The sequence below is a fragment of the Embleya scabrispora genome, from assembly GCF_002024165.1.
Lineage (GTDB): Bacteria > Actinomycetota > Actinomycetes > Streptomycetales > Streptomycetaceae > Embleya > Embleya scabrispora_A.
The window spans coordinates 659,115-684,350 of the sequence record NZ_MWQN01000004.1 but is presented as its reverse complement, the minus strand read 5'-3'; the positions used below and the strand labels follow the sequence as shown (position 1 = coordinate 684,350).

20 protein-coding genes are annotated in these 25,236 nt (G+C 70.9%); 10 read left to right on the top strand and 10 right to left on the bottom strand.

Features of this window, described 5'->3' with window-relative positions:
* Nucleotides 1–2 precede the first annotated feature (2 nt).
* From B4N89_RS43495 to rph, 6 genes are all read right to left on the bottom strand, one after another.
* A complete protein-coding gene (locus tag B4N89_RS43495; RefSeq protein WP_078982130.1) occupies nt 3–1,415 on the bottom strand; it encodes a cytochrome P450 in 1,413 nt (470 codons plus the stop codon).
* Between the two features lie 38 nt (nt 1,416–1,453).
* Nucleotides 1,454–2,341 (bottom strand): SAM-dependent methyltransferase, encoded by an 888-nt coding sequence (locus tag B4N89_RS43490; protein ID WP_078982129.1) that lies wholly within the window; start codon nt 2,339–2,341, stop codon nt 1,454–1,456.
* Nucleotides 2,342–2,462: 121 nt separating this feature from the next.
* Complete coding sequence (locus tag B4N89_RS43485) at nt 2,463–2,681, bottom strand: ferredoxin (RefSeq protein WP_235619333.1); 219 nt, start codon at nt 2,679–2,681, stop codon at nt 2,463–2,465.
* A gap of 5 nt (nt 2,682–2,686) precedes the next feature.
* Entirely contained in the window at nt 2,687–3,871 is a 1,185-nt protein-coding gene (locus B4N89_RS43480; RefSeq protein ID WP_078982128.1) for a cytochrome P450, read from the bottom strand.
* A 40-nt stretch (nt 3,872–3,911) separates the two neighbouring features.
* Nucleotides 3,912–5,966 (bottom strand): carbamoyltransferase, encoded by a 2,055-nt coding sequence (locus B4N89_RS43475; protein ID WP_235619332.1) that lies wholly within the window; start codon nt 5,964–5,966, stop codon nt 3,912–3,914.
* A 576-nt stretch (nt 5,967–6,542) separates the two neighbouring features.
* Nucleotides 6,543–9,191: a rifamycin-inactivating phosphotransferase gene (gene rph, locus B4N89_RS43465; protein WP_414646473.1), complete on the bottom strand. Its 2,649-nt coding sequence runs from the start codon at nt 9,189–9,191 to the stop codon at nt 6,543–6,545.
* A gap of 452 nt (nt 9,192–9,643) precedes the next feature.
* On the opposite strand from rph, the gene B4N89_RS43460 reads away from it, so the two are divergent.
* Both B4N89_RS43460 and B4N89_RS43455 read left to right on the top strand, forming a co-directional pair.
* A complete protein-coding gene (locus tag B4N89_RS43460) occupies nt 9,644–10,633 on the top strand; it encodes a phospholipase (RefSeq protein ID WP_078982125.1) in 990 nt (329 codons plus the stop codon).
* 126 nt (nt 10,634–10,759) lie between these two features.
* Entirely contained in the window at nt 10,760–11,251 is a 492-nt protein-coding gene (locus tag B4N89_RS43455) for a peptidylprolyl isomerase (protein WP_078982124.1), read from the top strand.
* Between the two features lie 29 nt (nt 11,252–11,280).
* On the opposite strand, the gene B4N89_RS43450 is transcribed toward B4N89_RS43455, so the two are convergent.
* From B4N89_RS43450 to B4N89_RS43440, 3 genes are all read right to left on the bottom strand, one after another.
* Nucleotides 11,281–12,288, bottom strand: coding sequence for a helix-turn-helix domain-containing protein (locus B4N89_RS43450; protein ID WP_078982123.1), 1,008 nt, complete (start codon nt 12,286–12,288; stop codon nt 11,281–11,283).
* Nucleotides 12,289–12,362: 74 nt separating this feature from the next.
* Nucleotides 12,363–12,896, bottom strand: coding sequence for a 2,4'-dihydroxyacetophenone dioxygenase family protein (locus B4N89_RS43445; RefSeq protein ID WP_078982411.1), 534 nt, complete (start codon nt 12,894–12,896; stop codon nt 12,363–12,365).
* 206 nt (nt 12,897–13,102) lie between these two features.
* Nucleotides 13,103–14,047 (bottom strand): carbohydrate-binding protein, encoded by a 945-nt coding sequence (locus tag B4N89_RS43440; protein WP_235619331.1) that lies wholly within the window; start codon nt 14,045–14,047, stop codon nt 13,103–13,105.
* A 279-nt stretch (nt 14,048–14,326) separates the two neighbouring features.
* Here B4N89_RS43440 and B4N89_RS43435 point away from each other — a divergent pair, with 279 nt between their 5' ends.
* The 7 genes from B4N89_RS43435 (at nt 14,327) to B4N89_RS43410 (ending at nt 22,408) form a co-directional block, all read left to right on the top strand.
* Nucleotides 14,327–15,112, top strand: coding sequence for a Stf0 family sulfotransferase (locus B4N89_RS43435; protein ID WP_143658300.1), 786 nt, complete (start codon nt 14,327–14,329; stop codon nt 15,110–15,112).
* Nucleotides 15,113–15,174: 62 nt separating this feature from the next.
* The gene (locus tag B4N89_RS50370; protein ID WP_161501024.1) at nt 15,175–15,342 is read left to right on the top strand and encodes a hypothetical protein; all 168 of its coding nucleotides are present in this window, start codon (nt 15,175–15,177) and stop codon (nt 15,340–15,342) included.
* Nucleotides 15,343–15,367: 25 nt separating this feature from the next.
* Nucleotides 15,368–17,377, top strand: coding sequence for a B12-binding domain-containing radical SAM protein (locus B4N89_RS43430; RefSeq protein WP_078982120.1), 2,010 nt, complete (start codon nt 15,368–15,370; stop codon nt 17,375–17,377).
* Nucleotides 17,374–19,140, top strand: a complete 1,767-nt coding sequence (locus tag B4N89_RS51025; protein ID WP_201261169.1) for a DUF692 family multinuclear iron-containing protein — start codon at nt 17,374–17,376, stop codon at nt 19,138–19,140. Before B4N89_RS43430 ends, B4N89_RS51025 begins: the two co-directional genes overlap by 4 nt.
* Nucleotides 19,141–19,145: 5 nt before the next feature.
* Complete coding sequence (locus tag B4N89_RS43420; protein WP_078982410.1) at nt 19,146–21,056, top strand: RiPP maturation radical SAM C-methyltransferase; 1,911 nt, start codon at nt 19,146–19,148, stop codon at nt 21,054–21,056.
* On the top strand, nt 21,053–21,691 hold the full coding sequence (locus B4N89_RS43415) for a DUF5825 family protein (RefSeq protein WP_078982119.1): 639 nt from the start codon (nt 21,053–21,055) through the stop codon (nt 21,689–21,691). The genes B4N89_RS43420 and B4N89_RS43415 overlap by 4 nt, the downstream gene beginning before the upstream one ends.
* A 75-nt stretch (nt 21,692–21,766) precedes the next feature.
* Nucleotides 21,767–22,408 carry a LysE family translocator gene (locus B4N89_RS43410; protein ID WP_078982118.1) on the top strand — a complete coding sequence of 214 codons (642 nt, stop codon included), beginning with the start codon at nt 21,767–21,769 and terminating at the stop codon, nt 22,406–22,408.
* A gap of 76 nt (nt 22,409–22,484) precedes the next feature.
* Here B4N89_RS43410 and B4N89_RS48455 read toward each other — a convergent pair whose 3' ends face one another.
* The gene (locus B4N89_RS48455; protein ID WP_143658299.1) at nt 22,485–23,684 is read right to left on the bottom strand and encodes a hypothetical protein; all 1,200 of its coding nucleotides are present in this window, start codon (nt 23,682–23,684) and stop codon (nt 22,485–22,487) included.
* A gap of 293 nt (nt 23,685–23,977) precedes the next feature.
* Between B4N89_RS48455 and B4N89_RS43400 the strand changes: the two genes are divergently transcribed.
* Nucleotides 23,978–25,165 (top strand): hypothetical protein, encoded by a 1,188-nt coding sequence (locus tag B4N89_RS43400; RefSeq protein ID WP_078982116.1) that lies wholly within the window; start codon nt 23,978–23,980, stop codon nt 25,163–25,165.
* Nucleotides 25,166–25,236: the final 71 nt, after the last annotated feature.

Genomic DNA, 25,236 nt, shown 5'->3' with positions numbered 1-25,236 from the left:
CTTCAGGTGTGGTGGATGCCCCGGCGACGTGGGTGGACGACGGTGTCGCGGGACACGGTGGGATCCGTCCGGCCGGCGTCCGGCGTGCGCTCGCGCAGGGACATCGGGAGCGAGCGGGGTGTGGACGACAGGCGTGGCGTGAGCCGTTCGCGGGCGCCGGGCAGCGGGTCGAGTTCCCAGCGGGCCGCGATGGAGGCCAGCGCGAGGGTGGCCTCGGTCAGCGCGAAGACCTCCCCGATGCACTTGCGGGCGCCGGCGCCGAAGGGGGTGAACCCGCCCCGGGGCGGTCGGGGGCCGTCGTCCAGCCACCGGTCCGGGTCGAAACGTTCGGGCTCGGGGAACAGGTCGGCGCGGTGCTGCACGATGTGCGGGCTGTACAGCACGACCGAACCCGCCGGCAGCCGGCGGCCCGCCAGTTCGGTGTCCTTGGTGGTCACCCGGGTGAACAGCCAGCCCGGCGGGTACAGGCGCAGCGACTCCATGATCACCCGTCGGGTCAGGTCCAGTTTCGGGATGTCGTCGAACTCGGCGACCCGCCCGCAGAGCACGGCGTCGACCTCGTCGTGGAGTCGCCCGCGGATGTCCGGGTTGCGGCCCAGCAGGTACAACGACCACGCCAGCGAGGGGGCCGTGGTCTCACTGCCGCCGAGGTAGAACGTGAAGACCTGGTCGTGGATCTCGGCGTCGGTCAACCCCCGGCCGTCCTCGTTGCGGACGGCCAGCAGGATGGACAGCAGGTCCCCGTGGTCCACGCCCGCGCGCCGGTAGTCCGCAGTGAGTTGGACGACGTAGCGCCTGAGCCGTGCGCGGGCCTGCGCGAAGCGGCGGTTGGCCGGGGTCGGCAGCCGGTTCAGGAAGGACCAGGGCAGGAGCATCCGGCGCATCATGCCGGTCATGACGGTGTGCATGCACAGCCGCAGCTCCTCGAATGTGGCGTCGTCGAGTTCGGCGGCGAACAGGGTGCGGGTGGCCAGGCTCGCGGCGAACTCGTTCACGGTGACCAGCACGTCGAGTTCGCGGTTCGCCGTCCAGCCGTCGAGCATCGTGGACACCTCGGCGGACATCACCTTGGCATAGCCGGGAAGCCGGTCGCGGTGGAACGCCGGCTGCAGCAGCCGACGTTGCCCGCGGTGGTCGTCGTGCGGGCAGGTCGCCAGGCCGTTGCCGGCCACGGTGCGCACGAGGTCGAAGATCGCCCCGCCCTTGTCGTAGGTCCGGTCGTCCACGAGGACCTGGTGCACCAGATCGGGGTCGCAGAGCACATGGAACGGCACGGGTCCGAGCCTGATCTCGACCAGGTCGCCGTACGCCGGCAGGGAGGCGAGGAAGTCGAGCGGTCGCCTGCCGAGTCGCACCGCGTGACCGAGCAGGGGCAGCGCTCCCGGAACCGGGCCGAACCTCGCGTTGTCCGTCATGTTCGCTCTTTCGTTCGGAAGGACGGTTCGCGGCGTCGTCACCCTCGCCTGCGGGCGACCCAACAGCCCATGATCACCTTGCCCGCCGTGCATGCGTCGCGAAGTGCGGGCGCCGACGCCTCCAGCAGGGATTCGAAGCTCTCCGGCCGAGAGTCCGAGCCGGCGCCGGCGCCCGCCCCGGCCGCGCTCGCCGCATTGTCGTCGCACAGCCGCCAGTTCGGGGCGACGTCGCCGTGGTCGTCGTACCGCGACACCGACTCGACCTCGAACCCGGCGGTCTCCAGGTGTTCCCGGACCGCGCCGAACGGGATCACGCGCGGGATGGCGAACGCCCGACACATCGGCTCCACCCACCGCGCGTAGTCCGCCTCCGAGAGGTCGTCCGCACAGAACCAGTCCGCGCCCACGAACGCGCCGCCCGGCTTGACGACCCGGGCCACCTCCGCGTAGGCGCGGGATTTGTCGGGCGTGTAGCACAGCGCCTCGATCGAGTAGACGCCGTCGAACTCCGCCGGACCGTAGGGGAGGTGCATCGCGTCCGCCTCGACGAAGGTCAGTCGCCTGCCCACGTCGCCGGTGTGCAGGGAACGGGCGACCCGGACCTGGTGGCCGCAGATGTTCACACCCGTCACCGTGGCACCGGTGTACTCGGCCACGTTCGCGGCCGGGCCCCCGATGCCGCAGCCGACATCGAGGAGTTCGTCGCCCGCCGTGAACCCGCCCCGGTCCGCGAGCCACCGCTGCATCGTGCGCTGCGCCTCGTGCAGTCGTTGCCCCTCGGCGAACCACGCGAGGTGAAACGAGTCCGACCACACGTCACGGCACATCGGCGTCACGAGTTCGTAGTACCGATCGACGACGCGCGCGTAATGGTTCTCCCGGCCGCCGGCCGTCTCCACCAACTCGAGATATTCGGTGTTCTGCATACGATGCCCCTTTCGGCAACGGGGACGACGATCGACGGGGACGGCGTCGTCGACGGCCGTTCCCGCGTGGGATCCTTCGTGGTGCGGGGACACGCGCGGGTCGGCCACGTGCCCGGAACTGTCAGTCGCGCGGGCCGATCACCCGTCCGTTCTCCGTCACGGTGACGGCCCGCGCCGGGCAGCAGTCGGCCGCGTCGAGCACCGTCTCGTCCGGGGCGACGTGCTCGGCCCGCGGCCGGGAGCGTTCGTCGTCCAGGACGAACAGCGAAGCGGCCAGGGCGACGCAGACGCCCGAGCCCATGCAGCGGTCGCGATCCACCACCACCCGCCAGAGCGGCACCGCCCTCACCACCCCACCGGCATGGTGTGCGGACCTCGGACGAGCGAACGACTCTTCCAGACCACGGCACCGGCCGGATACAGGCTCGGCATCCGCAGGGCCAGAGCGCGCAGCGCCTCCTGCAACTCCAGGCGGGCCAACGGCGCGCCGACGCAGTGATGCACCCCGTGGCCGAACGCCATGTGCCGATTGCCCTCGCGGCCCGGGTCGAGCGCGTCGGGAGCGGAAAAACGCCGCGCATCGCGGTTGGCGGCGCCCACCGAGACCATGACGGGTTCGCCCGCCCGCACCAGCATCCCGCCGACCTCGACGTCCTCGGTGGCCCAGCGCGCCGCGAGGGCCCCGGTGCGCAGCGGGACGAAGCGCAACAACTCCTCGACCGCCGCCGGGATACGGTCGGGCTCGTCGCGCAGCCACCCGAGCCCGCCGTACCGGCCGAGCAGAAGGTGGACGAAGTTCGGAATCAGCATCGCGGTGGCCTCGTGGCCCGCGATCAGCAGCCCCATGCACTGCTCGACCAACTCGGCCTCGGAGAGCCGCTCCTCGACGTCGCGGGCCTCGATCAACTCGGTGATCAGGTCGTCCGCGGGTCGCACGCGGTGTTCGGCGATCAACTCGACCATGTAGGCGCTCAACTCGCGCATGCTCGCCGCCACCTGCTCGGCGGCGTTGCTGGACACCGCGTCGTCGCTCCAGGCGCGAAAGAGCGGACGGTCCGCCTCGGGCACCCCGAGCAGTCGGCAGATCACGGCGACGGGAAGCGGGAGCGCGAAGGACTCCACGAGGTCGGCGGGCGGGCCCGAGTCCGCCAGGTCCTGCGCCAAATCCTCGGCCAGGGCGCGGATGCCCGGGCGCAGCCGCTCCATCCGCTGCACGGTGAACGCCTTGGCCACCAGCTTGCGCAACCGGGTGTGGTCGGGCGGGTCCGTGGCACCGATGCCCGCGGTGACCCGGCCCGGTTGCTCGCGCGGCTCGTCACGCACGGTGCAAGCGGCGCGGCTGAACCTCGGGTCGCCCAGGACCAGTCTGGCATCCGCGTAGCGCGTGACGAGCCAGGCGGGTTCGCCGTAGGGCAGTCGCACGCGCGGCAGTCCGTCGGCGTGCTGGGCCCGGGCGTACCGCGCGGACAACTCCAGGCCGGCGGCTTCGTTGAAGGGGTAGGCGACGGGGTCGCCGACGGGAATGGGCATGCGTACCTCGTGTCTCCTCACCTGGTGGTCGACCCGAGGATCAGTCGCCCGACGGGCGTCGGGGGGACCGACCGGGCTCTGCCGAGCGCACGGGCGCCGGTGTCAGCGAGAAGAAGCGCCGCTGCCACAGGGCGTACAGTTCGGTCCTGAGCGGTTCGGTCGAGGTGCCGGCCGCGAGGGCGGCGAACGTGGCGACACCGTCCGCCCGTTCCAGGAGCGCGAACATCTCCGGCGAGACCGCGGCCCGTGGTCCGGTGGCGTAGTCGAGGACGATCTCGTGGAAGACGACGCTTCCCCCGGAACTCGTCGCCTTGGCGGTCCTGATCAGTCTCGTGACCGGGCGAAGACGCGGGACGAGGTCGTCGAGGGCCGTCAGGAATCCGGGGCGCCGCCGAACCACGAACTCGTCGACGACCAGACCGTCGAGTTCGGTGGTCAGCAGACAGGTCACCGCGTCCTCGACGCTCTGCACGATGGGTTCCGCGTCGTTGTTCATCGACGTGTTCAACAGCACCGGGGTGCCGGTGAGTTCGCCGAAGCGGGCGACGAGGCGGTGGACCCGCTCGTTCACCTCCGGCTCGACGACCTGGATCCGGGCGGTGCCGTCGACGTGGGTGACCGCGCCGAGCGTTCGCCGATGCTCGGGGCGAACCCGCACCACGAACGACATGAAGTCGTAGTCGGCGGCCGTCTTCGGCAGTTCGAAGTAGGTGTCGGCCGCCTCGGACACGACCATCGGCGCGAAGGGTCGGAAGCTCTCCCGCTTCTTGATCATCGCGTTGATCCGGGTCCGGTTCTCCGCCGGCCGGGGATCGGCGAGGATGCTGCGGTGGCCCAGCGCGCGCGGGCCGAACTCGGAGCGGCCCTGCGCCCAGCCGAGCACGGCGCCGTCGGCGAGCAGCCGGGCCGTGGTGTCGACGAGGTCGGCGGGCCGCTCGTACTCGATCAGCCCCTCCCATGCCGCGAGTTGCCGTTCGATCGTATGCGTGCCGCCGAGGCCGGGGCCCACGCTCGCGCTGCGCAACCGCTCCCCGCGCCGCACCGGGCCGGCCAACGTCTCCTGCGCCAGCAGCGCCGCGCCCTCCGCCGTACCCGCGTCGTGGGAGGCGGGGTGTACGAACATCTCGTCGAAGAGCCCCGAGCGGAGAATGGCGCCGTTGAGGCTGCAGTTGTGCGCGACGCCGCCGCTGAACACCAACGCGGTGTACCGCGCGGATCGGCTCCAGTGCCCCATCAGGTGCAGCACGATGCGTTCCAACATCTCCTGCAGTCCGGCGGCGAAGTCCTTGTGTCGCTGCTCCACCGGATCCGTCGAGCGCCGGGGCGGCAGTCCGTGGGCGAGGAACACCCCGCCGACGTAGTCCAGGGACAGCGCGTGCCGGTCGAAGTCGTAGCCTCCGTCCGCGTTCAGCGTGTACATCGACTCGAACACCGCGCGGTGGACGGCGGGATCCCCGTACGGCGCCAGGCCCATCACCTTGTACTCGTCACCGAAGCGGAATCCGAGGTGTCGGGTGGCGCCCATGTAGAGCAGGCCGAGCGAGTTGTGCATCGGCAGCTTGGCCAGGGTTTCCAGCCGGCCGTCCGGCGCACCGAAGATCGTGCCGGAACAGTCCTCGCCCATGCCGTCGAGGACCACGACCAGCGCGTCCGCCATGCCGGAGCGGGCGAGGCCGGACATCGCGTGGGCACGATGGTGCGACGCGAAGAAGAGCTTGTCGTCGCCGAGTTCCCAGCCCAGGTCACGGCTCAGCCGGTCCTTGACGAGTTGTCGCGAATAGCGGGCGGGCACCGAGGGATTGTCGACGTAGAGCCCGTTGAGCATGAAGTCCAGGTAGGACTCGGGAAAGTAGTAGCCGACCGCGTCGACGTCGGCCGGGGTCACGCCCGCCGTTTCCAGGCAGGCACGGATGGCATTGCTCGGGAACTTGGTGGTGTGTTTGATCCGGTTGAGGCGCTCCTCCTCGACCGCCGCGATCAGGACGCCGTCGCGCACCAGGGCCGCGGCCGCGTCGTGGTACATGTACTCCCGTAAGCCGGGGACGAGATCCGAATCCCCGGGGGAGAAATTTCCGTTCAGCCCGATCGTCAACACGATCGTGAAGCTAACCGCAACGTTGGACGGGCACAACGCGGAACGGGGAAAAGGGCGACGGCTTCACACGTTCGGCTTAAGACGAAGTGTCGCGGTCGATGGCGGTGGGTAGGCAACCCGGCTTCGGGGCGCGGGAGTCCGCCGGGAGACACCGGTAAGTCCGCAGTCATTGCGGCGACTTGCACCGGCGCGCAGTGTGGTCCCGGTTCCGGCGACCGGGTGTCGGGGTGTGCGTCTTCGACGAGGTCGCGCAGCCGGGAGCGGGTGGTGACGGCCGGCTCGGGGAAGCTGCGGTACAGGTGCGAGCCGACCGTGCGCGGGGACGGGATCAACCGCTCGCCGAGCTCGCGGTTGGTCGGTCCGCGGGCGGCCGGCCGGATGATCCGCTGCTGTCGCGGGGAGGGTTCGGCGAGCGCGTCGGGCCCGGAGTCGGTGACGTCGAGGCCCGCGGCGCGCGCCTCGGCCCGGGCCCGTGCGAGGAGGAGCGCCGGGCCTGGGCGTGACCAACGGGTGCCCGACCGGGGATCCGGGCCGGAGTTCCGGCGCCGGATTCCCCGCGGGGGCGGTGGTCGAGGGTCAGGACACGATCTCGACGTAGCCGTCGGTGCCGTGGACCCGGATCCGCTGCCCGTCGCGGATCAGCCGGGTGGCCCCCTCCACGCCGACGACCGCCGGCAGGCCGTACTCGCGGGCGATCACCGCGCCGTGCGTCATCAGGCCGCCCACCTCCGTCACCAGGCCCGCGATCCCGACGAACAGGGGCGACCAACTGGGGTCGGTGTGGGCCGTGACCAGGATGTCGCCCGCCTCGAGATCGGCCTGGGCCATGTCCAGGATCACCCGGGCCCGGCCCTCGACGGTGCCGGCGGAGACCGGCAGGCCGACCAGGGCGCCGGCCGGCACGTCGTCGCGGCGGTAGGACCCGTTGACGGCCTCGCCGTCCGAGGTGAGCACCCGGGGCGGGGTGAGCGCGTGGTACGACCGGAAGGCTTCCTCGCGCTCCCGGATGAGCCGATCGTCCACCCGGTGTGAGCGTACGACGTCGTGGAATTCCCGGAAGGTGAGGTGGAAGCAGTCCTCCCGGTCGGCCAGCACGCCGGCGCGCACGAGGCGGTCGGCCTCGGCCAGCAGGGCCTGCTTGTAGACGAAGTAGCGGGTGATGATGCCGTACTTCGGGTACTCCCGGTATCCGATGAAGGTGCGGACCCGGTCGATCATCCGTTTGGTCTCGTCGGCCTTTCGGTCGCCGTCGGGCAGGGCCCGCAGCCGGGTCAGGACGTCCCGTTCCTTCGCCAGCGCCCGCTGCCGGCCCTCCTCGAAACGCCGTTCGGCGGCGCCGGGTTCGAAGTTCCTCACGTGGTCGAGGAGCACCGGGACGAGTGTGCTGGGGCGTTCGCGCCACCTCGGCCTGGTGATGTCGATCTCGCCGACGCAGCGCATCCCGTATCGGTCGAGGTAGGCCTCCACGGCGTCGCGTGCCTCGACTCCGCCCGCGAGCTTGGGCAGTTCGTCCAGAAAGTTCTCGTCCTCGACATCCCGAAGGTAGGCGACCACCTCCGGATGCCGGCGGATCTCGTCGGCGACGTCGAGCAACGCCAGGCCCATCTCGGAGGTGACGTTGCCGGGGGCGGACAGGGTGAGCGTGTCGGCCGCGTTCTTCTCGCCCAGCCACTCCCACAGCTTGTCGTTGAGCCACCACGTGGCCTCCATCCCCGCCATGACGACCCGAAGGCTCAGCGGATCCCCGAGGGCCCGCTTGTGCTCGGCGAAGGCCTCCGCCAGGAAGTCGAACAGCGCCGGTCCGGACTTGCTCCGGATGTCGCGCCGCAAGGTGTCGACGGACGTGCGGTTGCGCTCGATCAGTTCGGCCACGATGGCCGGATCCGTCTCGATCGGGGTGGGCGCCGCGTCGACGATCAGCGGTTCGGGGGGACCGGCGTCCGGGAGCGACGGGACGAAGCCGTCGTGGGCGAGGACGGTCTCCAGCGCGTCCCTGACCAGCGGATCGCCGCGCCCGACGAGGTCCAGGAAGGCGGTACGGCTCGCGGGTGAGGCCAGGCGCCGGGTGACGTCGACGAACAACCTCCCGCCGGCGGTGCACATCGGGGCCATGGCCGTCAGCTGCCACACGGACAGCCCCAGGGGCTTCATCGGGTCGGTCATCATCTGCCCGTGGCCGACCGAGACGTAGACGTGGTTCTCCCGGTCGTCGCTCTCGGGAATGGGGAACAGCGTCGTGATCGGCCGGCTCTGCACGATCCGGAAGCCGTCGTCGTCCAGGCACCACTCGATGTCCTGCGGGCGGCCGAAGTGCGCCTCGATCCGCCGCCCGAGCCGCACCAGCTCCAGGACTTGCGCGTCCGTCAGCGCCGGCTGCCGCTGTCGGTGCGGGTCGATGGCCACCTCGTGCGTGCCGCCGGCCGGCAGGGCGTGGAGGGCACGCTGCTTGGCGGCGATCGTCCGAGCGACGATCTCGCCGTCGCGCACCGCGAAGACGTCCGGGTTCACCATGCCGGAGACCAGCGCCTCGCCCAGGCCCGGGCCGGCGTCGACGGTGGCGACCCTGCGGTTGCCCGTGACGGGATCGGCGGTGAACAGGACGCCGGCCGCATGCGGGAAGACCATGCGCTGGACGACCACGGCCATGTGCACCGAGCGGTCGTCGATGCCGTTGCGCCGACGGTAGGCCACCGCCCGCTCGGTGAACAGCGAGGCCCAGCACCGGCCGACATGGCGCAGGATCGCGTCCGGCCCGACCACGTTCAGGTACGTGTCCTGCTGGCCGGCGAACGAGGCCGTGGGCAGGTCCTCCGCCGTCGCGCTGGATCGTACGGCGTAGCCGGCCCGCTCGCCGAACCGGGTGAGCGCGCCGGTGATCGCCGTCGCGACGTCGTCCGGAACGGCGATCTCCTCGATGGTTCGGCGAATGTCCGCGCTCAGCGTGCGGATCTCCTCCCGGTCGTCCGGGTCCGTGCGGGACAGCCGGCCCAGCCGCTCGTCCAGCGACGGCGCCTTTGCGACGACCCGTCGGAAGGCGTCCGTGGTCACGCAGAAGCCGGCCGGCACCCGGACGCCTTCGACCCCCGACAGCGCGCCCAACTGTGCGGCCTTGCCGCCGACGAGGGCGACCCGTGTCGCGTCGATCCCGCCGAGATCCGATACGTAGCGGTCGATCACCCGTTGTCGTCCTTCCCATTTGTGCAGGTAGTGGCCATGGCCGAGCATTCTGCGCCCCGACCGGGGCCTTGCCGCAAGCCCCCATGTGCGCTATAAATTGAGACAGGCAGGGAGAGGTATCTCCTTGCCTTTGCTCATTTCGCGGCCACGGTGATGCGCAACGTGCGCCGATGAGCCACACCTTCCTTCCGTCGGCTCACGCCACCCCGCCCCGGCACGCGCCCGCGCCGACCGGGCGTGTCGGCGTCGACCGTCCGGGGTGTCCCGGTTCCGTGGCGGAACTGTCACATGCCCGGGGCGAGTCGGTGACATTTCGTCCGTGTGCAGAGGGTGTTCGTATGCTGACCCGGTGCTGCCGGACCGCTGTCGGGGTACGTGGCCGACCGATCGGCACGCCATCGCGCTCCGGTACGCGCACGTCCGCGGATGTCGGGGAACGGCGATTGTCCGCTCCGGGGCATCGACACGCATCAGGACAGCGACCTGAAGGAGTCCCTTCCTTGAGCACTCACCTTCGACGCAACACCCGCCCACGAACCGTACTGGCCCTGGTGACCGCACTGTTCGGGATCATCGGTGCCACCCTGCTCGGCACGACCCCGGCGGCGGCGGCCGATTCGCGTCAGGCGATCTACGCCATCGCACACCGCGTGGACACCGTCGACGGCGTGGACTTCGCCATCGACCACGGTGCCAACGCCATCGAGATCGACGTCTGCGCCTGGTGGCAGCCGAACGAGTGGCGGGCCTGGCACGACTGTTCCTCGGCCGGTGACAACCGGTACGGCCCCAGCTTCGACAGCATGATCGACCGCATCCTCTCCAACGCCGGCCGCGGACGCCGGCTCGCCCTGGTGTGGCTGGACATCAAGGACCCGAACTACTGCGGGGAGGCGCCGAACCGCACGTGCAGCGTCGCCGGACTGCGGGACAAGGCGCAGCGGTTGACCAATGCCGGGATCCAGGTGCTGTACGGCTTCTACGAGTACCACGGCGGCAACACCCCGGACGTCGGCGGCAGGGGTTGGCAGAGCCTGGAGAACCGCCTCGGCCCGTTGGAGGGCATCACCACGACCGGGAGCCGGGATCGGGTCCGCGACGCCTTCAACCGGTCCGGATCGGGGTTCCCGAAGGGTCGCCGCGTGATGGATTACGGCGACTCCGACATCACCAACGGATTCGGCAACTGCACGGAACCCACCTGGAACACGTGCGCGGAACTGAAGAAGGGCGCCGCCGACCGCGCGGCGGGACAACTCGCGGCCACGCTGTCCTGGACGACCACCTACAACGACCCGTGGTACATCGACAAACTGCTCGGTGACGCGCGGGTGGACGGGATCATCGCGGGCTACGGGGCGTTCACCGGAGTGCGCGACTACGACAACAGTTGGCAGTGCGCCAACGCGATCAACCTCATCCGCGACTGGGTGAACCGCCACAGCGGTACGCATCGTATGGCGACCGGCGCCGACCGCATGTTCCGGTAGCGCACGGACCGTTCGTGGCGTGGCGTGGCGTGTGAGCCCTCGCGGGCCGTCGGCCGGGATTCCGGCCGACGGCCCCGGGCGGCGCCGGTACACGACGGCGGGTTCGGTACTGCGTACGATGGCCGAATGATCAAAGTATTGCTGCGGACCTCGAGCGGCGACATCACCCTGGAACTCGACGAGGCGAAGGCTCCGAAGTCGGTGGCGAACTTCGTCGACTACGTCAAGGCCGGTCACTACGACGGCACCATCTTCCACCGGGTGATCCCGGGCTTCATGATCCAGGGCGGCGGACTGACCGCGGACATGGAGCGGAAGCCGGCGCCGAACCTGGTGGAGAACGAGGCCAAGAACGGTCTGCGCAACGACAAGTACACGGTGGCGATGGCGCGGACGTCCGATCCGCACTCGGCCAGTGCGCAGTTCTTCATCAACGCGGCAGCCAACGAGTTCCTCGACTACCCGGGCCAGGACGGCTGGGGCTACGCGGTGTTCGGCAAGGTCGTGGACGGCAAGGACGTGGTGGACGTCATCGAGGGCGTCCCCACCACGTCGAGGAAGGGCAGCCGCGACGTGCCGGTGGAGCCCGTGACGATCGTGCGGGCGCAACTGGTCTGATCCGTGCGCCCGGCGCCCGGCCGTGCCGGCTAAGACGCGTCGCGCGCCGGCGCCGCGCCGGCCGGGCGGCGGGTGTGGCCCGGGGTGGTGCCGAAGTGTTCGCGGAAGACCCTGGTGAAGTGGGACTGGCTGGAGAAGCCCCATCGATGCGCCACGTCGGCGATGTTGGGTGTCGGTGATGCCGGATCCACGAGTTGGGCCCGCGCCGATTCCAGGCGCCGGGTCAGGATGTAACGCGCCGGTGTGATGCCCTCGGCGGTGAAGATCCGGCTCAGATGGCGTACGGACACCCCCAGCGCACCCGCGACGCGCCCGGCGTCCAGGCGTGGATCGTGCAGGTGGTGGTCGATGTACCGCTTCGCGAGCGCCGACCGCGCGGCGCGGGTCGAGGCGGAGCCCGCCGCCGGGTCGTCGGCCCCCGTCAGCCGCTCGGCGGTGAGCAGCCGGAGCAGGCCGAGCACGGTGTCCCGGGCCGCGACCGCGTCCGTCGTGTGCGGCTCGCGGACCAGGCCCAGGAGCAGCGAACGCAGTGTCGCGGTGTTCCCGGCTTCGCGCGCCGCGCCGCGGCCGAAGCGGGTCGGCGTCGAGACCGCGGCTCCCGGGCAGTGTTCGGTGAACAGTTCGCGGGGGATGTCCACGAGCAACTGCCGCATCGACGACGAGAATCCGAACAGATAGGGCCGCCTGGTGTCGTACAGGAGCAGGTCGCCCGGGGCGACTCGCACACTGCCGTCGCGGTGGTAGAAGACTCCGTCCCCGGCGAGCAGCAGACTCGCGAAGACGGAGTCCTTCGGGAGCGCCCGACAGGTCGCCGGGGGCCGTTCGATGACATGCTCGTTGCCCGCGATGTCGGCCATCCGCAGTTCCGCGAACCGGACGTTGACCTGGGTCGCGAGCAGACCCTCCTCCGCGTAGGACGAGCAGGTCAGACCGACGAGGGCCCGCGAGTTGTAGTCCTCCCACAGGCTCTCGCGGTCCGCGGGCGCGACGGAGCGCGTCGAGACGCGGGATGTGACCGCGGCGGTTCGGTCGGCCATGTCGGTCTCCTCGCGGTGGTCCTCACCGAGTGCGGATCGAGTCCGGGCACAGCCACGATCGTACGCCGCGGGGCTCAGCGGAAGAGCGCGTCGACGTATTCGGCGCCCAGGCCCACCTTCGTGTAGTGCCGGCGGCACAGGGCGATGTAGTCGTGGACGTCGAAGTAGCCGGTGGCGTCGCCGTTCTCGTCCAGCCAGACGAGCGGGCCCTTGACGATGAACATGGTCTTCATCGGCTCGTCGCTCTCGTAGGCCACGAGCGTGTGGCCCTCACCCGGGGCCTCGTACACGAAGTCGCCGGCGCAGGCGGTCCACGGGCGCTCCAGGTAGCCCCACTTGCCCGAGATGGTGTACGCGAACACCTCGTGCGGGTGGTAGTGCCGGTTGACCAGGCCGGCCTCCTTGGCGCGCAGGATGTCGCACCAGGAGTTGTCCTTGACGTTGATCCACAGCGGGCGGGATCCGACGGTTTCGGTGAACGGCGCGTAGTAACGATCGTCGTCGGTGGCGACCTGCGGAAGGTAGACCTCCGGGAGGGCGTCCGGCTTGAACGAGTTTTCGATCGGCTTGAGTTCCTTCCAGAACTCGCCGCGAGGGGCTTCTGGCATCTCGGTGTCCAATCGTGGAAGGACGGGTGGCGCGTGGCACGAGTGAACCCGGGCTGCGGCGGCGCGTCTTTCCGATTTCGGACCCGGGCGCCGGCCGATTCGGGACATCGGCACGGCCGGCCGACATCCACACGGCGAAGCGCCGGACGGGGGTCGAGCCCACCCGTCCGGCGCTCGGTGGTGCGGTGGTGCGGTGGTGCGGACGATCAGGGGTGCACCGTCCAGTGGTGGTTCTGCGCGGCTCGGGTGAAGGTCAGCGACGGGCACAGGTAGTCGCTGCCGCGTGGGCTGGTGCTGGTCCACGGGGAGTCGGTGGGGGTCGCGAGTTGCCACGCGCCGCCCCTGCGGAGCTTGATGTCGCTGCTGTCGAACGTCGTGTTGCGGGCCTCGGTGCAGTAGTAGCCCTTACCGGTGGCGGGGTTGACCGTGGCGTAGATCTCGAAGATGTCCCAGCCGTAGTTCAGCGCGCTCTGGTCGGTGCCGGACGAGCGGAACAGCGACTCCCAGGCCTGCGTCTTGTAGTTGTACAGGAACGACGACCACGCGTTGCCCGAGGTCGCGTCCTTGCTCAACTGCACGCTGTAGGAGGTGATTCCGTTGACGGTGGTGGTGTACTTCGCCAGGAACGCGGCGTCCACCTTCAGCGTCTTGGCGGGGCCGCTCGTGCCGCACCAGTCCCACGCCCAGATCTCGGCGCCCTGGCTCCAGTAGGCCGTGACGACCTCCATGCAGGACTTCACCGCCTTGGTGGTCGGCGCGTAGGTGAAGTTCTGCGAGTTGGTCACCTTGTACGAGGGATCCACGCTGTGCGTCGCGGTGATGCCGTCGTGGGTGCCGGCCTGCGGGAAGATGCCCCAGAAGTTGTGCGTCGGGGCCAGGCTCGCGCCTGCGGCGGCGGTCGCGGCGTCGTTCGGGGTGCCGGCGGAGTCGCCGGACAGGGTCGCGCGCAGCTGGGCGCGTTGCTCGACGAAGGCTTGAACGGCTTTGTCGCGACCGGGAGTCGGCGCGTCCGACGAGTTCTGCGCCACGACCCCTCGGTGTGGCGCGGTGGGGGACGGAACGGCGCCGGACGATCGCGAGCCCGTCGCGCCGGCGGGCCCGGCCGGGGCCAGTGCGAGGAAGGCGACGAGCGCGGCGATCACAGTGGTCACCAGGCCGAGGGGGAAGGGGCGAGGACGTAAACGTGGCGTGGTGCGGCGAGACATGCGTCTCCTCGGGAGGGGGAAGGGGTGTGGAACCGGAGGACGGGCACCGCCGCAGGGTCCGAACCAACCACCGTCGAGCGGGACGTTCTCGTACAGCTCCGGTCGGACGGCCTCAAGGTAGGGGACGGTTCCGCTCCGGGGGTAATCACATCTGTCGATAGCATCACAAGAGCCGTGCGTCACAGGGCTGTTCGAAGACCGGACGAGGGGCGGGGAGTGGTGGTCGTGGCGCTGCGGTACGCGACGAACGGTGAGCGGTACGACTTTTTGCCGTTCGCCGGCCTGCCGCCGGTTCGCTACGTGCTGGCGTCGAGCCCGCGCTGCGGCAGCAACATGCTTGCCCGCGCGCTGTGGCATACCGGGGTGGCCGGCTTCCCCGAGGACTACCTGGCCGACGCCTACGTCCTCGACTACTTCGAGCGCTGGGGATTCGACGCCGACGATCCGGACGGGCTGCCCGCCGCCCATGTCCGCGCGCTGATGCGGTGCCGGACCAGTCCCAACGGCGTCTTCGGCATCAAGGTGCACGCCGGCCATCTGGCGGCCCTGGAGGTCGACCCGCACGAACTGCTGAGCGCGCCGCGCTACCTCCACATGGTGCGCCGGGACCGCCTGCGGCAGGCGATCTCGTACACCGTGGCCGAGCAGACCGGCGTATGGATCGTCGACGGAACCCACCTGCCGACGGGGCGCGCGAGTTCGAGCCCGCGCTACGACTCCGACGGCATCCGTCGGCACCTGCGCATGCTCGATCGCGACGCGGCGACCTGGGCGCGGTACTTCGACCGCCACGGCATCACCCCCCACGTCGTCGTCTACGAGGACCTGCTCACGAAGTACGAGGACGGCGTACGGGGATGTCTGGCCTTTCTCGGCGTCCAGGCGCCCGAGCGGATTCCCGCGCCCGGCATCGCGCGCCAGGCCGACGAGGCGACGAACCGGTGGGTGGCGCGCTTTCTCGACGAGGCCGACTCCTGGGAGCGCAACCTGCTTTCGTCGAGCGGCTGTTGACACACCACCCCACACCGCTACCGTGAAGGCGTCAGCCACCATCGCGCGCCAGGGGAGGGATCATGAGTGTTGCACCGCCCGAGGTGACGGTTGAAACCGCCGCCGACGAGGAGGAGTTCACCGAACTCGACGACCTCGAAGTGATCGAGACCAGCGAGTTGAAGGTCGGTGGGGCGTACCACTCCTACACCTACATAGCGGCGAACAACGAGGAAGACGTCTCCATCTGAGACCCCGGACTGCCGAGGTGGGAATGTGCCGTCCGAACGGGCAGGCGGCGGTGATCGGGTCGACGTCCTCCTGATCTTTCCGCCGCAGACCGAGGCCAGGTTCTTCCCGTACCTGAGCCTGCCCTACCTGACCGGCCACCTGCGGCGCCGGGGTCGGCGCGTCCACCAGGCCGACCTCAACATCGGCCTGGTGCACGACGTGCTGCGGCACCCGGAGACGCTGACCGTCGCGGTCGCGGCCCGTGGCGGCACCGGTCTGGACGGCTGGTATCGGCAAGCCATGGCCGACGTGGTGATCCGGCACGCGGGCGAGATCCGCGGCCGAGTCATGGAACAACAGGCCGACGCGCTCCAGGCGCTCCACGCACCCGACGCGTTCGACGCGCTTCGGCTCGCACGCAACGCCGTCGAACTGCTTGTCGGCGACACGCTCCTCACCCGGACCTGGCGCGATCTCGGACAACTCGACGACGCCGTGCGCGCGGCCGCCGAGGCGCCGCCCGCCGCGTCCGGTGTCGCGGTCGAGCGGCTGCACCGGCACGTCGTGGACCTGCTGACCCGATACCGGCCCCGCGTGGTCGGCCTGTCCGTGGCGTTCTTCAGCCAGTTGGCACCGGCGCTGCTGGTCGCCGCCTGGGTGCGGCGGCTGCGACCCGACGCACACGTGTGCCTCGGCGGCCAGCAGGTGATGCTTCGTCACGAGGATCTGGCGGCGCTCGCCGGCGTGCGCCACAGCGTCGACGCCCTGTGTCACACGGCGGGCGAAGAGCCACTGGAGCGTTGGCTCGACGCGCTGGACGGGACCGCCGCCGAGGCGGACGTACCCGGCATGACCTGGATCTCGCCCGACGGCGCCGCGCAGCACTCGACGCGCCCGCTCCGGCTGCGCTTTCGCGATCTCGGCCCACCGGACTTCGCCGACCTGCCGATCCACGCCTACCTCACGGAGACCACCCAACTGGCCATCGTGTCCTGCGTGGGCTGCTACTGGGGCCGGTGCGCCTTCTGCTCCTACGGCAATCGTTCCCTGGCCCGCGGCGGCTACCAGCAGGGCACCCCCGGGCAACTGGCCGACGCCGTCGAGTCGGTGGTCCGGGACACGGGAGCCGAACTCGTGGCGATCGCCGACGAGAACACCAACCTCCGGTTGATCGCCCGCGCGATGCGGCTGGCCCGGGCCCGCGGCGTCCGGGTGCGCTTCGACGTGCGCGCCCGCCTCGAAGCCGGCCTGCTGGACCCGGAGTTCTGCCGCGAGTTGGCCGACCTCGGCTGCGCGCAGATCGCCATCGGCTACGAGGGCACCTCGCAGCGCCTGCTGGACCTGTTGGACCGGGGCGTGCGCGCGGCCGACTACCAACGGATCGTCGACAACCTCACCGACGCGGGCATCACCATGCGACTGTCCGTGATGGGGCACGTCCTCGACGAGACGCCGGACGAGTTCGAGGAATCCCTGCGGTTCCTCACCGACAACCAGGACCGGATCGGCATCGACGCGCTGGAACTGCTGATCGCCGAACCCGGCAGTCGACTCGCCCGGCACCCCGAACACTTCGGCCTGGCGCTGGACACCACCGGGCCGCTCACGGGCAACCCGGAACTCAACTACCTCGGCGGCCGGGTCGGTTACCCGATGACGGTCGGCGGCGGCGCGGCCCGCGCCGAGGCGCTGGGCCGACTGGAACGAGTCTTCCGCACGGTCGCCCCGGGCCGGGCCGGTCGGCTCTCGCCCCCGAGCACCACGCCGGGGGCCGGCCCGCGCGAGGCCGAACTGATCGGGCCGCACCCGTGGGTGCGGATCGTGCCCGCCGAACTCGACGGCGCCCACGACCGGATCGCCATCGCCGATCTGGTCCGGGAACGCTTCTACGCGCTGCCGCGCCGCGACGTCGCGCAGCGTGCCGACGGCCTGCTCGCGGCGCGCACCGCACGCGGCCGACTGCTCCTCGGCCGCCTGGTCGGCGCACTGGCCGGCCGACCCCATCCGGGCACCACCACCGAGGCGGACGTCGAGTACGCCGGGAGGCCGTCGTGACACCACCGTCAGCCACCACGACCAGGCTGGGTCTGGGCCTGGTCATGGACATGCCGTGGAGCGGAGGCACCCTGGGCAATCGGGGGATCGGCTTCGTCGAAACGCCCGACGGCGGCGACATCTCGCCGCGCGTGCGCGCGTTCTTCCGGCGCCACGGCCACGACTTCGCCTACGCGTGCCCCTCGTTCCAGCCGCGTTCGCGGGCCGCCGTACGCATCGCCGACTACGCCCCCGCCTACGACCGCTTCTTCGCGGAACTGCCCGCCGGGACCGGCCGCGCACTGCACCAGACCGAGCTGAACATGGGCTCGCCCGAGCCCTACGACCGCGGCCCCACCATCGAGTTCACCAACGCACTCACCGCCCGCCACGACCTGTCCTGGGTCGTCGAAGACCTCGGGATCTGGAGCCTGCGCGGCTGCCCGCTGCCGTATCCGCTGCCGCCCCCGCTGACCGAGCGCGGCCTGGAGATCGCCACCGCCAACACGGCGGACACCGCCCGGCGCCTGGTGGCGCCGCTGCACGTGGAGTTCCCCGGCTTCACCGAGGGCGGGTCCTTCCACCTGGGCGGCCTGGACGCGTTCGAATACTTCGCCAGGCTGGCCGACGACGCCGACGTGTGGGTCACCCTCGATGTCGGCCATCTGCTCAGCTACCAGTGGCTGCGCGGCCGCACCGGCCGCCACATGTTGGACGGGATCGAGGCCCTCCCGCTCGACCGCTGCCGCGAACTGCACCTGTCCGGGTGCCAGATCGTCGGCGGCAAGTTCCGCGACCTGCACCACGGCGTGCTCCTGGACGAGCAGCTACAGCTCACCGAATACCTGTTGCCGCGCTGCCCGAACCTGCTCGGGGTCGGCTACGAGGACCCGATGTACCGGGAGGACGGCCGGCTGGTGGAGCGGTCCCGGCCCAACTTCGAGCGGCTGCGCGACCTGGCCGACGCGTGGCGGCGCGGCGACGACCGCCTCGTCGGTACCTGCGCACCACCGCGCGAGGCGACGTCCACAGCGCCGGCGACCGGCGCCGGACTGGCCGGCGGGCAACTCGCCGACCTGCTCATGCGCCTCCTGCTCGACCGCGACCTGCGCACCCGCCTGGCCGACGAAGGCGCCGCCGAGGTGGCGGCGGACCCGGGCGAACTGGAATGTCTGGAGAGCCTCGAACTCGACGAACTCGACGCCGCGGCCCGCCGGTTCCGGTCCCGGATTTGGCGGCTCGGCCGCGAGGGCGGGCTCGCCGGCTCGTTCCCTCGCAGCCTGCACACGCTCCGCGCGGCCGGCCACGGCGACGCGGACCTGCTCGACGGGTTCCTGACCTCGACCCACTTCGGCGCCTTCCGGCTGGTGCCCCACCTCGGCCCCGGCCTGTCGGTGGAGGAGGCGTTCGCGCGCTTCCTGCTCGACCTGCCGGAGGCGACCGCCACCACCGTGCGCGAGACCGTCGACCACGAGCTGATGCTCTCCCTGTTCACCGCGCTCTGCCACGAGCAGCCGCTGTCGTTCCTGGTCGAGGTCGAGGGTGTCGTGCGCACCGACCACGGCCACGCGGCGCTGCGCCGGTATACCCGGGCGACCATCGCGGGCTGGGGCCCGAGCGTGGCCGGACCGCCGGAAGAGACCACGCTCTACGCGTACTTCGCCACCCCCGCCGGACTCGCGCACGGCCCGGTCTCCGCGCGGGTGGCCGCGGCGTTCGAGGCCACGCCGACACCCGCGGGAGACGCCGCCCGCGCCGCGCTGAGCCGGCGCGGGCGCTGGTGAGCGACATGCGCGTGGTGCTCGTGGACATGCCGTGGTCGTCGATCGACATGCCGTCGTTGGCCCTCGGCATCCTGCGCCGCCGCGTCCTCGACGTCTTCCCCGACGCCCACGTCGAGGTGGTGCACGCCAATCTCGACTACGTCGACTGGCTGGTCGCGCACACCGGTTTCACCGCCGAGGAGTACGAGTTCTGCGCCAACTCCTACTTCTCCGGACTCAGCGAATGGATCTTCTCGGCCGCGCTCAACGACCGCCCGCGATGGCAGGTACCGGAGTTCGCCGCCCGCCTGGCAGGTCGAGTGCCCGACGGCATGTCCGCCAGGGCGCTCGAACTGCACGAACTCGCACCGCGATTCGTCCGCGAGACCGCCGCCCGAATCGTCGCCGGCGCGCCGGACGTGGTCGGCTTCACCACCACGTTCGCGCAGAACGCCGCGACGTTGGCGGCGGCGCGTACCGTCAAGGAGCTCGCGCCGCACGCGCTCACCGTGTTCGGCGGCGCGAACTGCGACGGCCCGCAGGGCGCCGCACTGCACCGCAACTTCCCGTACGTCGACGCCGTCGTGCGCGGCGAGGGCGAGGCCGCCTTCCCGCGACTGCTCGCCGCCACCATCGGCGGAGACCGCGACGAGAAGGTCCTGGCCGATATCGCGGGCCTGTGCTGGCGCACGTCGGACGGCGCGTGTGTGGTGAACCCGATGGAGGCCGGGCCACTGCCTCCCGGGGCGCTCGTCGCGCCCGACTACGGCGACTACTTCGAACGGCACGCGAGGTCGACCGCGGGCTCCTGGGTCGAACCCCGGCTCGTCGTCGAGAGTTCGCGCGGCTGCTGGTGGGGTGCGAAGCACCACTGCACGTTCTGCGGACTCAACGGCTCGTTCATGGAGTTCCGCAGCAAGGACCCGGGCCGGTTCGTCGAAGAACTCCTGTCCCTGGTGGAACGACACCGCATCCTCGACGTGTGGGTCACCGACAACATCATCGACATGGCCTACCTCGGCTCGATGGCACCGCGCCTCGCCGAGTCCGGATACGACCTGCGGATCGGCTACGAGATCAAGTCGAACCTGCGCCGGGACCAGCTCGAAACCCTGTACGCGGCCGGAATCAGCCATGTGCAACCGGGGATCGAGAACCTGAGCAGCAAGGTGCTGCGGCTGATGGACAAGGGCGTGACGGCCTGTCGCAACGTAAGGCTGCTCCGCGACGCGCAGACGGTCGGGACCGAGGTGAGCTGGAACCACCTGTACGGTTTTCCCGGCGAGAGCGACGAGGACTACGACGACGTGATCGACCAACTCCCCGCGCTGCACCACCTCATGCCGCCCGCCGGGGCCGGCCGGGTCAAGGTCGAACGCTTCAGCCCGTACTTCGACCGGCCGGAACTGGGCTTCGGCCCACCCCGACCGGCCGCGCACTACCGGCACATCTACGACCTGCCCGAGGCGGAACTCGCCGACCTCGTCTACATCTTCGACGTACCCGGGCGCGGCATCTCGGCGGCGTGCCTGGAGCGATTGCGCTCGGCCATCGCCGCCTGGATCGCCGCGCATCCGCGCAGCCGGCTCACCCACCACGACCTCGGGGACCACATCGTCCTGGTCGACACCCGACCCGGGTTCGACTGGCACCTGCTCGAACTCGTCGACCCGGTCGAGACGACGGTGTTCCGGCTGCTCGACACCCCGCACAGCCCCGCGGCGCTGCTGCGCAAGACCGCCGCGCGCCACGTCGGCGTTGCCGCGGCGGCGATCGAGGACCTGCTCACCCGCTGGCGGTCGCTCGGCGTGGTCTTCGTCGAAGGCGGCGAGGTCGTCCAGGTCGCCCCGGCCGCGCGCAACCCGGCGCCGATCCGGCCGCGACGGCCGACCACGCGACGGAGCGCACCGCTTGTACCCGCGTCGGCTGCCGAATGAGCACCGACCTCCCGCCCGTACGGCTGACCCTGTGGCGCGACCGCGACCCGGAGGCCATGCGGATACCCGGGATGTACCTCGGCGAGGTGGACGTCGGCGGCGACCCCCTGGACGAGGTGGCCCGCCTCGCCGCGGGCGGTGCGTGCCTGGCCCGGCTGCACGCCGCGATCGACCTGTCCGACGCCGACGGCGCGGCGGCCGTGGCGGGGCTCGTGGTCGTCCGCGAACTCACCGCGCACGCCATCGCCGTCGACTGGACGCTCCGCCCGCCCGCCGGGCCCTGGGACTGGCGGCCGCTCGGCCACCTGCACCCGCCGACCACCGTGCCAGGCGGCGACGGGCTCGCCGCCGCCTGGAGTGACGACTTCCGCCCCGCGAAGTTCGGCTACCGCCACGGTCCCGGCTTCATCGAGGTCCGCGACCACCGCGCCGACCCCTTCCGGCGCCTCGTCATCCGCAATCCCCGCTACGAACAGGTCATCGAGCCGCTGCTGCGCGGCGTGGCCACGACGGACCAGACCGAGGCGGTGACCGCGCGCTACCACGGGGCGGGCCTCCTGCACCGGGTGGGGCGATACGTGTGGTGGACGCCGTACCGCGTCCGCCACAGCCCACACGGCACGGGACCGCCGTAATCGGAGCGCCGGCACCGGGCCGTGACGCCGAAAACGCCTGGGCGGGCGGCGGGTACGCGCCTTACGCTACGCCGCATGATGTCCCCGGATCGTCTCCTCGCCTTCGCGGCCATGTCGGCCCTGCTCATCGTGATACCCGGCCCCAGCGTGCTGTTCGTGGTGGGGCGAGCCCTGGCGCACGGGCGCCGCGCCGCGCTGATGACCGTTGCCGGCAACACCGTCGGGGCGTACACGCTGGTGGTGGCCGTGGCGCTGGGCGTCGGCGGGATCGTGGAGCGGTCCGTGTTGGTCTTCACCACGCTGAAACTGGTCGGCGCGGCGTACCTGATCCATCTGGGCGTCCAGGCGTTTCGCGAGCGCAAGGCGCTGCCCGCGGCGTTCACCGCGGACACGCCGGCGCCGGCCGGGAATCTGCGGACCTTCCGGGACGGATTCCTGGTGGGCGTGGCCAACCCCAAGACGATCGTGTTCTTCGCCGCGGTGCTCCCGCAGTTCGTCGACCGCGATCAGGGCCACGTCGCGGTGCAGATGTTGCTGCTCGGCCTGGTGTTCAACGTGATCGCGGTGGCGTCGGACAGTGTGTGGGGCGTGGCGGCGGCGACCGCGCGCGGCTGGTTCGTCGGCTCGCCCCAACGGCTGGCCGCGGTCGGCGGCGTGGGCGGACTCGCGATGATCGGCCTCGGCGTGACGGTCGCGGCAACCGGTCGCAAAGACTGACCGCCGACCGGTTCGGGCGCTCTCGGGCCTGCCTTCTCGCGCACGGCGTCCCGCGCCGGCGCGGGCCCGCCTCGCGTCAGTCGCCCTCGAGGTCGTGCGGGGCGAAGACGGCTGCCATCCCATTGCCGCGAGCGCCGTTGAGGATGTGATTTCGGCCCATCCGCGACGCGTAGCCGATCACCCGCCCACGCAGGATCGGGACCTTCAGGTCTCGGAGATACCGGCCCTCGTGGGTGTCGACGCGACCGGGCACGACGCGTTCCTGTACGAGCCACCCGCGCCGCGCCGGGTCCCGCAGCAGCCCCGCCCAGGTGTCCGCGTCCGTATCGGCCCCCAGATGCACGGCCTGTCCGCGGTAGCCGTAGGGAGCCTTGAGGACCAGCTCGACCCGGCCGGCGATCGCCTCGGCCGGGGACACGCCGTCGCCGAGTTTGCGACTCCAGGGCACCAACGCGTCCAGCGCCCTGTGCTGTTCGGGGGTGAACAGGTGCCGGAACCGGGGGTCGGACAGGACGGCCAGGCACAGTTTGTTCTCCGCCACCCACCGCTCCGCCGGAGGATTGGGTGCGACCAGGTCGCCTGCGGTCAACCGTGCGCAGAGCGTGTCCCACCTCTCGACCTCGGCGGCGTCGTCCGGGATGTACTTGAGGAACGCCAACGCGAACCCCGACAGGGCGGCGTCGTCGTCGGCGTCCACCGCCGTCAACGTTCGGCCGCGCGCGGCGAACTGCGCCCGCATCATGTCGGTTTCGAACCGGGTCCGCCACCGGCCCCACACGAGTGCGATCCGCTGCGTGTCCGCGTCCGACACCCCCCGCTCGCGGCCGTGGGCGAGCAGCCAGTCGGCGAACCACGCCGGCCGTTCCACCGGTGTGGCGGGCACGCCCCAGTCGGCCAGGACCGCGCCCACCGGCGACCGGCGCCACTCCCGGTTGACCGCGCCCGCCACCAGGACGCCGCCCGGACTGCTCGGATTGAACTCCAGCACCCGCACGGAATCCAGACCGGCGCCGAGCAGATCCAGCCGACAAAAGTCCACTCGAAGCCGCTTCGGATGTTCGTGCCGCAGGATCCATCGGTGCAACACCGGCGGGATGTCCAGGAAGTCCCACAGCCGCCGGACCTCGGGGTAACACTCGATCACCCGCTCCAGGCAGGCGACAACCGTCAGTACCCGACGGCGCAGCATGCGCTCGGCCCCGCGGTCCAGCACCGAGACCGCCGGCAGCAGCGCCCCGGGTTTCAGTGCGCCCTCGGCCACCAGACGCGCGCCCACGCCTTCGAACGCCGCCCGCACCCGTCTCGCGCACGGCCTCGACCAGCCCGGTGCCCCGGGCAGGGCCAACAGATCACGCTCGGGATCCCATAAAGGCAACGCATCATCCATTCCGGGACTTTAACACCGTCGTGATCACGTCGCCACGACTCGTGGTGGAGTGGTGGGAATTCGACGGCGAATCCGATACGGGCGCGGCTTTTTGATTCGATTTTCGAGGCTCGACAGATCCCGGCTCGGTGTCCTACGGTGAAAATCTTCCGCGTATCCGACGAGAAATTCGGAGGTGGGTCGTGATCGAAAATCGTCTCAAAGTCGCAGCCGAGCGGATCGCCCGAGAGATACCGACGCCGTTTTACGTCGTCGATCCGGGCGGTGTCGAACGGGATTTCACGGCGATGGACAAGGCATGGCGCGAGTGGTTTCCGCGGTTCACCCTCGCGTATTCCTACAAGAGCAATCCACTGACGGCGTTCACGCGGCTGTTGTGCGCACTGGGGGCGACGGCCGAAGTGGTCTCCGGCCCGGAACTCGAAACCGCCCTGAAGGACGGTTTCCCGCCCGATCGCATCCTCTTCGACGGGCCGGTGAAAGATGCCGCGGAGTTGACCCGGGCGCTGGCTCTCGGGGTCGGCGTACAGATCGACGCGACGGCGGAGATCGAACACATCGCCGCGGCGATTCCCGCGGGCGGTCCGCGACCGCGCGTGTGTTTACGCCTGGCCATCAGGACCGATTCGGGGGAGTGGTCGCGATTCGGGTTGATGCCCGACGAGGTGCCGCCTGCCCGGCGGATTCTGGCCGATGCGGGAGTGCGGGTGCGGGGGGTGCATCTGGGCGTCGGGACGCTGGTCCGCGGCCCGCAGACGTATCGTGCGGCGATGCGTTTGTGGCGGGAGACGTTGCCGGAATTGGCCCGCGACGCCCCGGAGCCGTTCGTCCTGAATATCGGCGGCGGGTTTCCACCACGCGGCGGCACGGCCGATCCGGCCGCGCCCTGGGCGGAGTTCGCGGCCGAGGTCGCCGAGGAGTGCGGGCTGATCGGTCTGCGGCCCCGGGACGTGCACCTGGTCGTCGAGCCGGGGCGCAGCCTGGCGGAGGAACACGGCGTGCTCGTCGCCCGGGTGGCGGTTCGCAAACGCCGCGCCGAGGGTCCCGATCTGCTGGTGCTGGACGCCGGTACCAATCTCGCCCGAACGGTGAAGTCCCGCACTCACCCGATCGAGTTCGTTCCCACCGGCGCCGACTTCGCCCGGCAGACGTACGCGGTGTACGGCAACAACTGCTACGAGGGCGACGTCTTCGCCGAAGCTGTCGACGGACCCTCGTCGCTGCGCCCGGGGCAGCTGGTCCTGGTGGGCTCCGTCGGCGCCTACGACATGCCGTTCGCCCACGTGTGGGTCAGGCCGCGTCCCCCGGTGTACGCGCCGACCGACACCGGCCACGTCCTGGTGCGCGCGCCGGGGCGGGCCATCCGCTGACCCGGTCGAGCCCCACCGACCGGTTCCGGGCGGTGGGTGGGGCTCGCGCCGGGGCCCCCGGCGGGTCGTCG

Coding starts and splice junctions, on each gene's coding strand:
- B4N89_RS43480 (WP_078982128.1), bottom strand. CDS start 3,871: ATGCCCATTCCCGTCGGCGACCCCGTCGCCTACCCCTTCAACGAAGCC.
- B4N89_RS43410 (WP_078982118.1), top strand. CDS start 21,767: ATGATGTCCCCGGATCGTCTCCTCGCCTTCGCGGCCATGTCGGCCCTG.
- B4N89_RS43415 (WP_078982119.1), top strand. CDS start 21,053: ATGAGCACCGACCTCCCGCCCGTACGGCTGACCCTGTGGCGCGACCGC.
- B4N89_RS43490 (WP_078982129.1), bottom strand. CDS start 2,341: ATGCAGAACACCGAATATCTCGAGTTGGTGGAGACGGCCGGCGGCCGG.
- B4N89_RS43445 (WP_078982411.1), bottom strand. CDS start 12,896: ATGCCAGAAGCCCCTCGCGGCGAGTTCTGGAAGGAACTCAAGCCGATC.
- B4N89_RS43455 (WP_078982124.1), top strand. CDS start 10,760: ATGATCAAAGTATTGCTGCGGACCTCGAGCGGCGACATCACCCTGGAA.
- B4N89_RS50370 (WP_161501024.1), top strand. CDS start 15,175: ATGAGTGTTGCACCGCCCGAGGTGACGGTTGAAACCGCCGCCGACGAG.
- B4N89_RS43420 (WP_078982410.1), top strand. CDS start 19,146: ATGCGCGTGGTGCTCGTGGACATGCCGTGGTCGTCGATCGACATGCCG.
- B4N89_RS43495 (WP_078982130.1), bottom strand. CDS start 1,415: ATGACGGACAACGCGAGGTTCGGCCCGGTTCCGGGAGCGCTGCCCCTG.
- B4N89_RS43450 (WP_078982123.1), bottom strand. CDS start 12,288: ATGGCCGACCGAACCGCCGCGGTCACATCCCGCGTCTCGACGCGCTCC.
- rph (WP_414646473.1), bottom strand. CDS start 9,191: ATGCTCGGCCATGGCCACTACCTGCACAAATGGGAAGGACGACAACGG.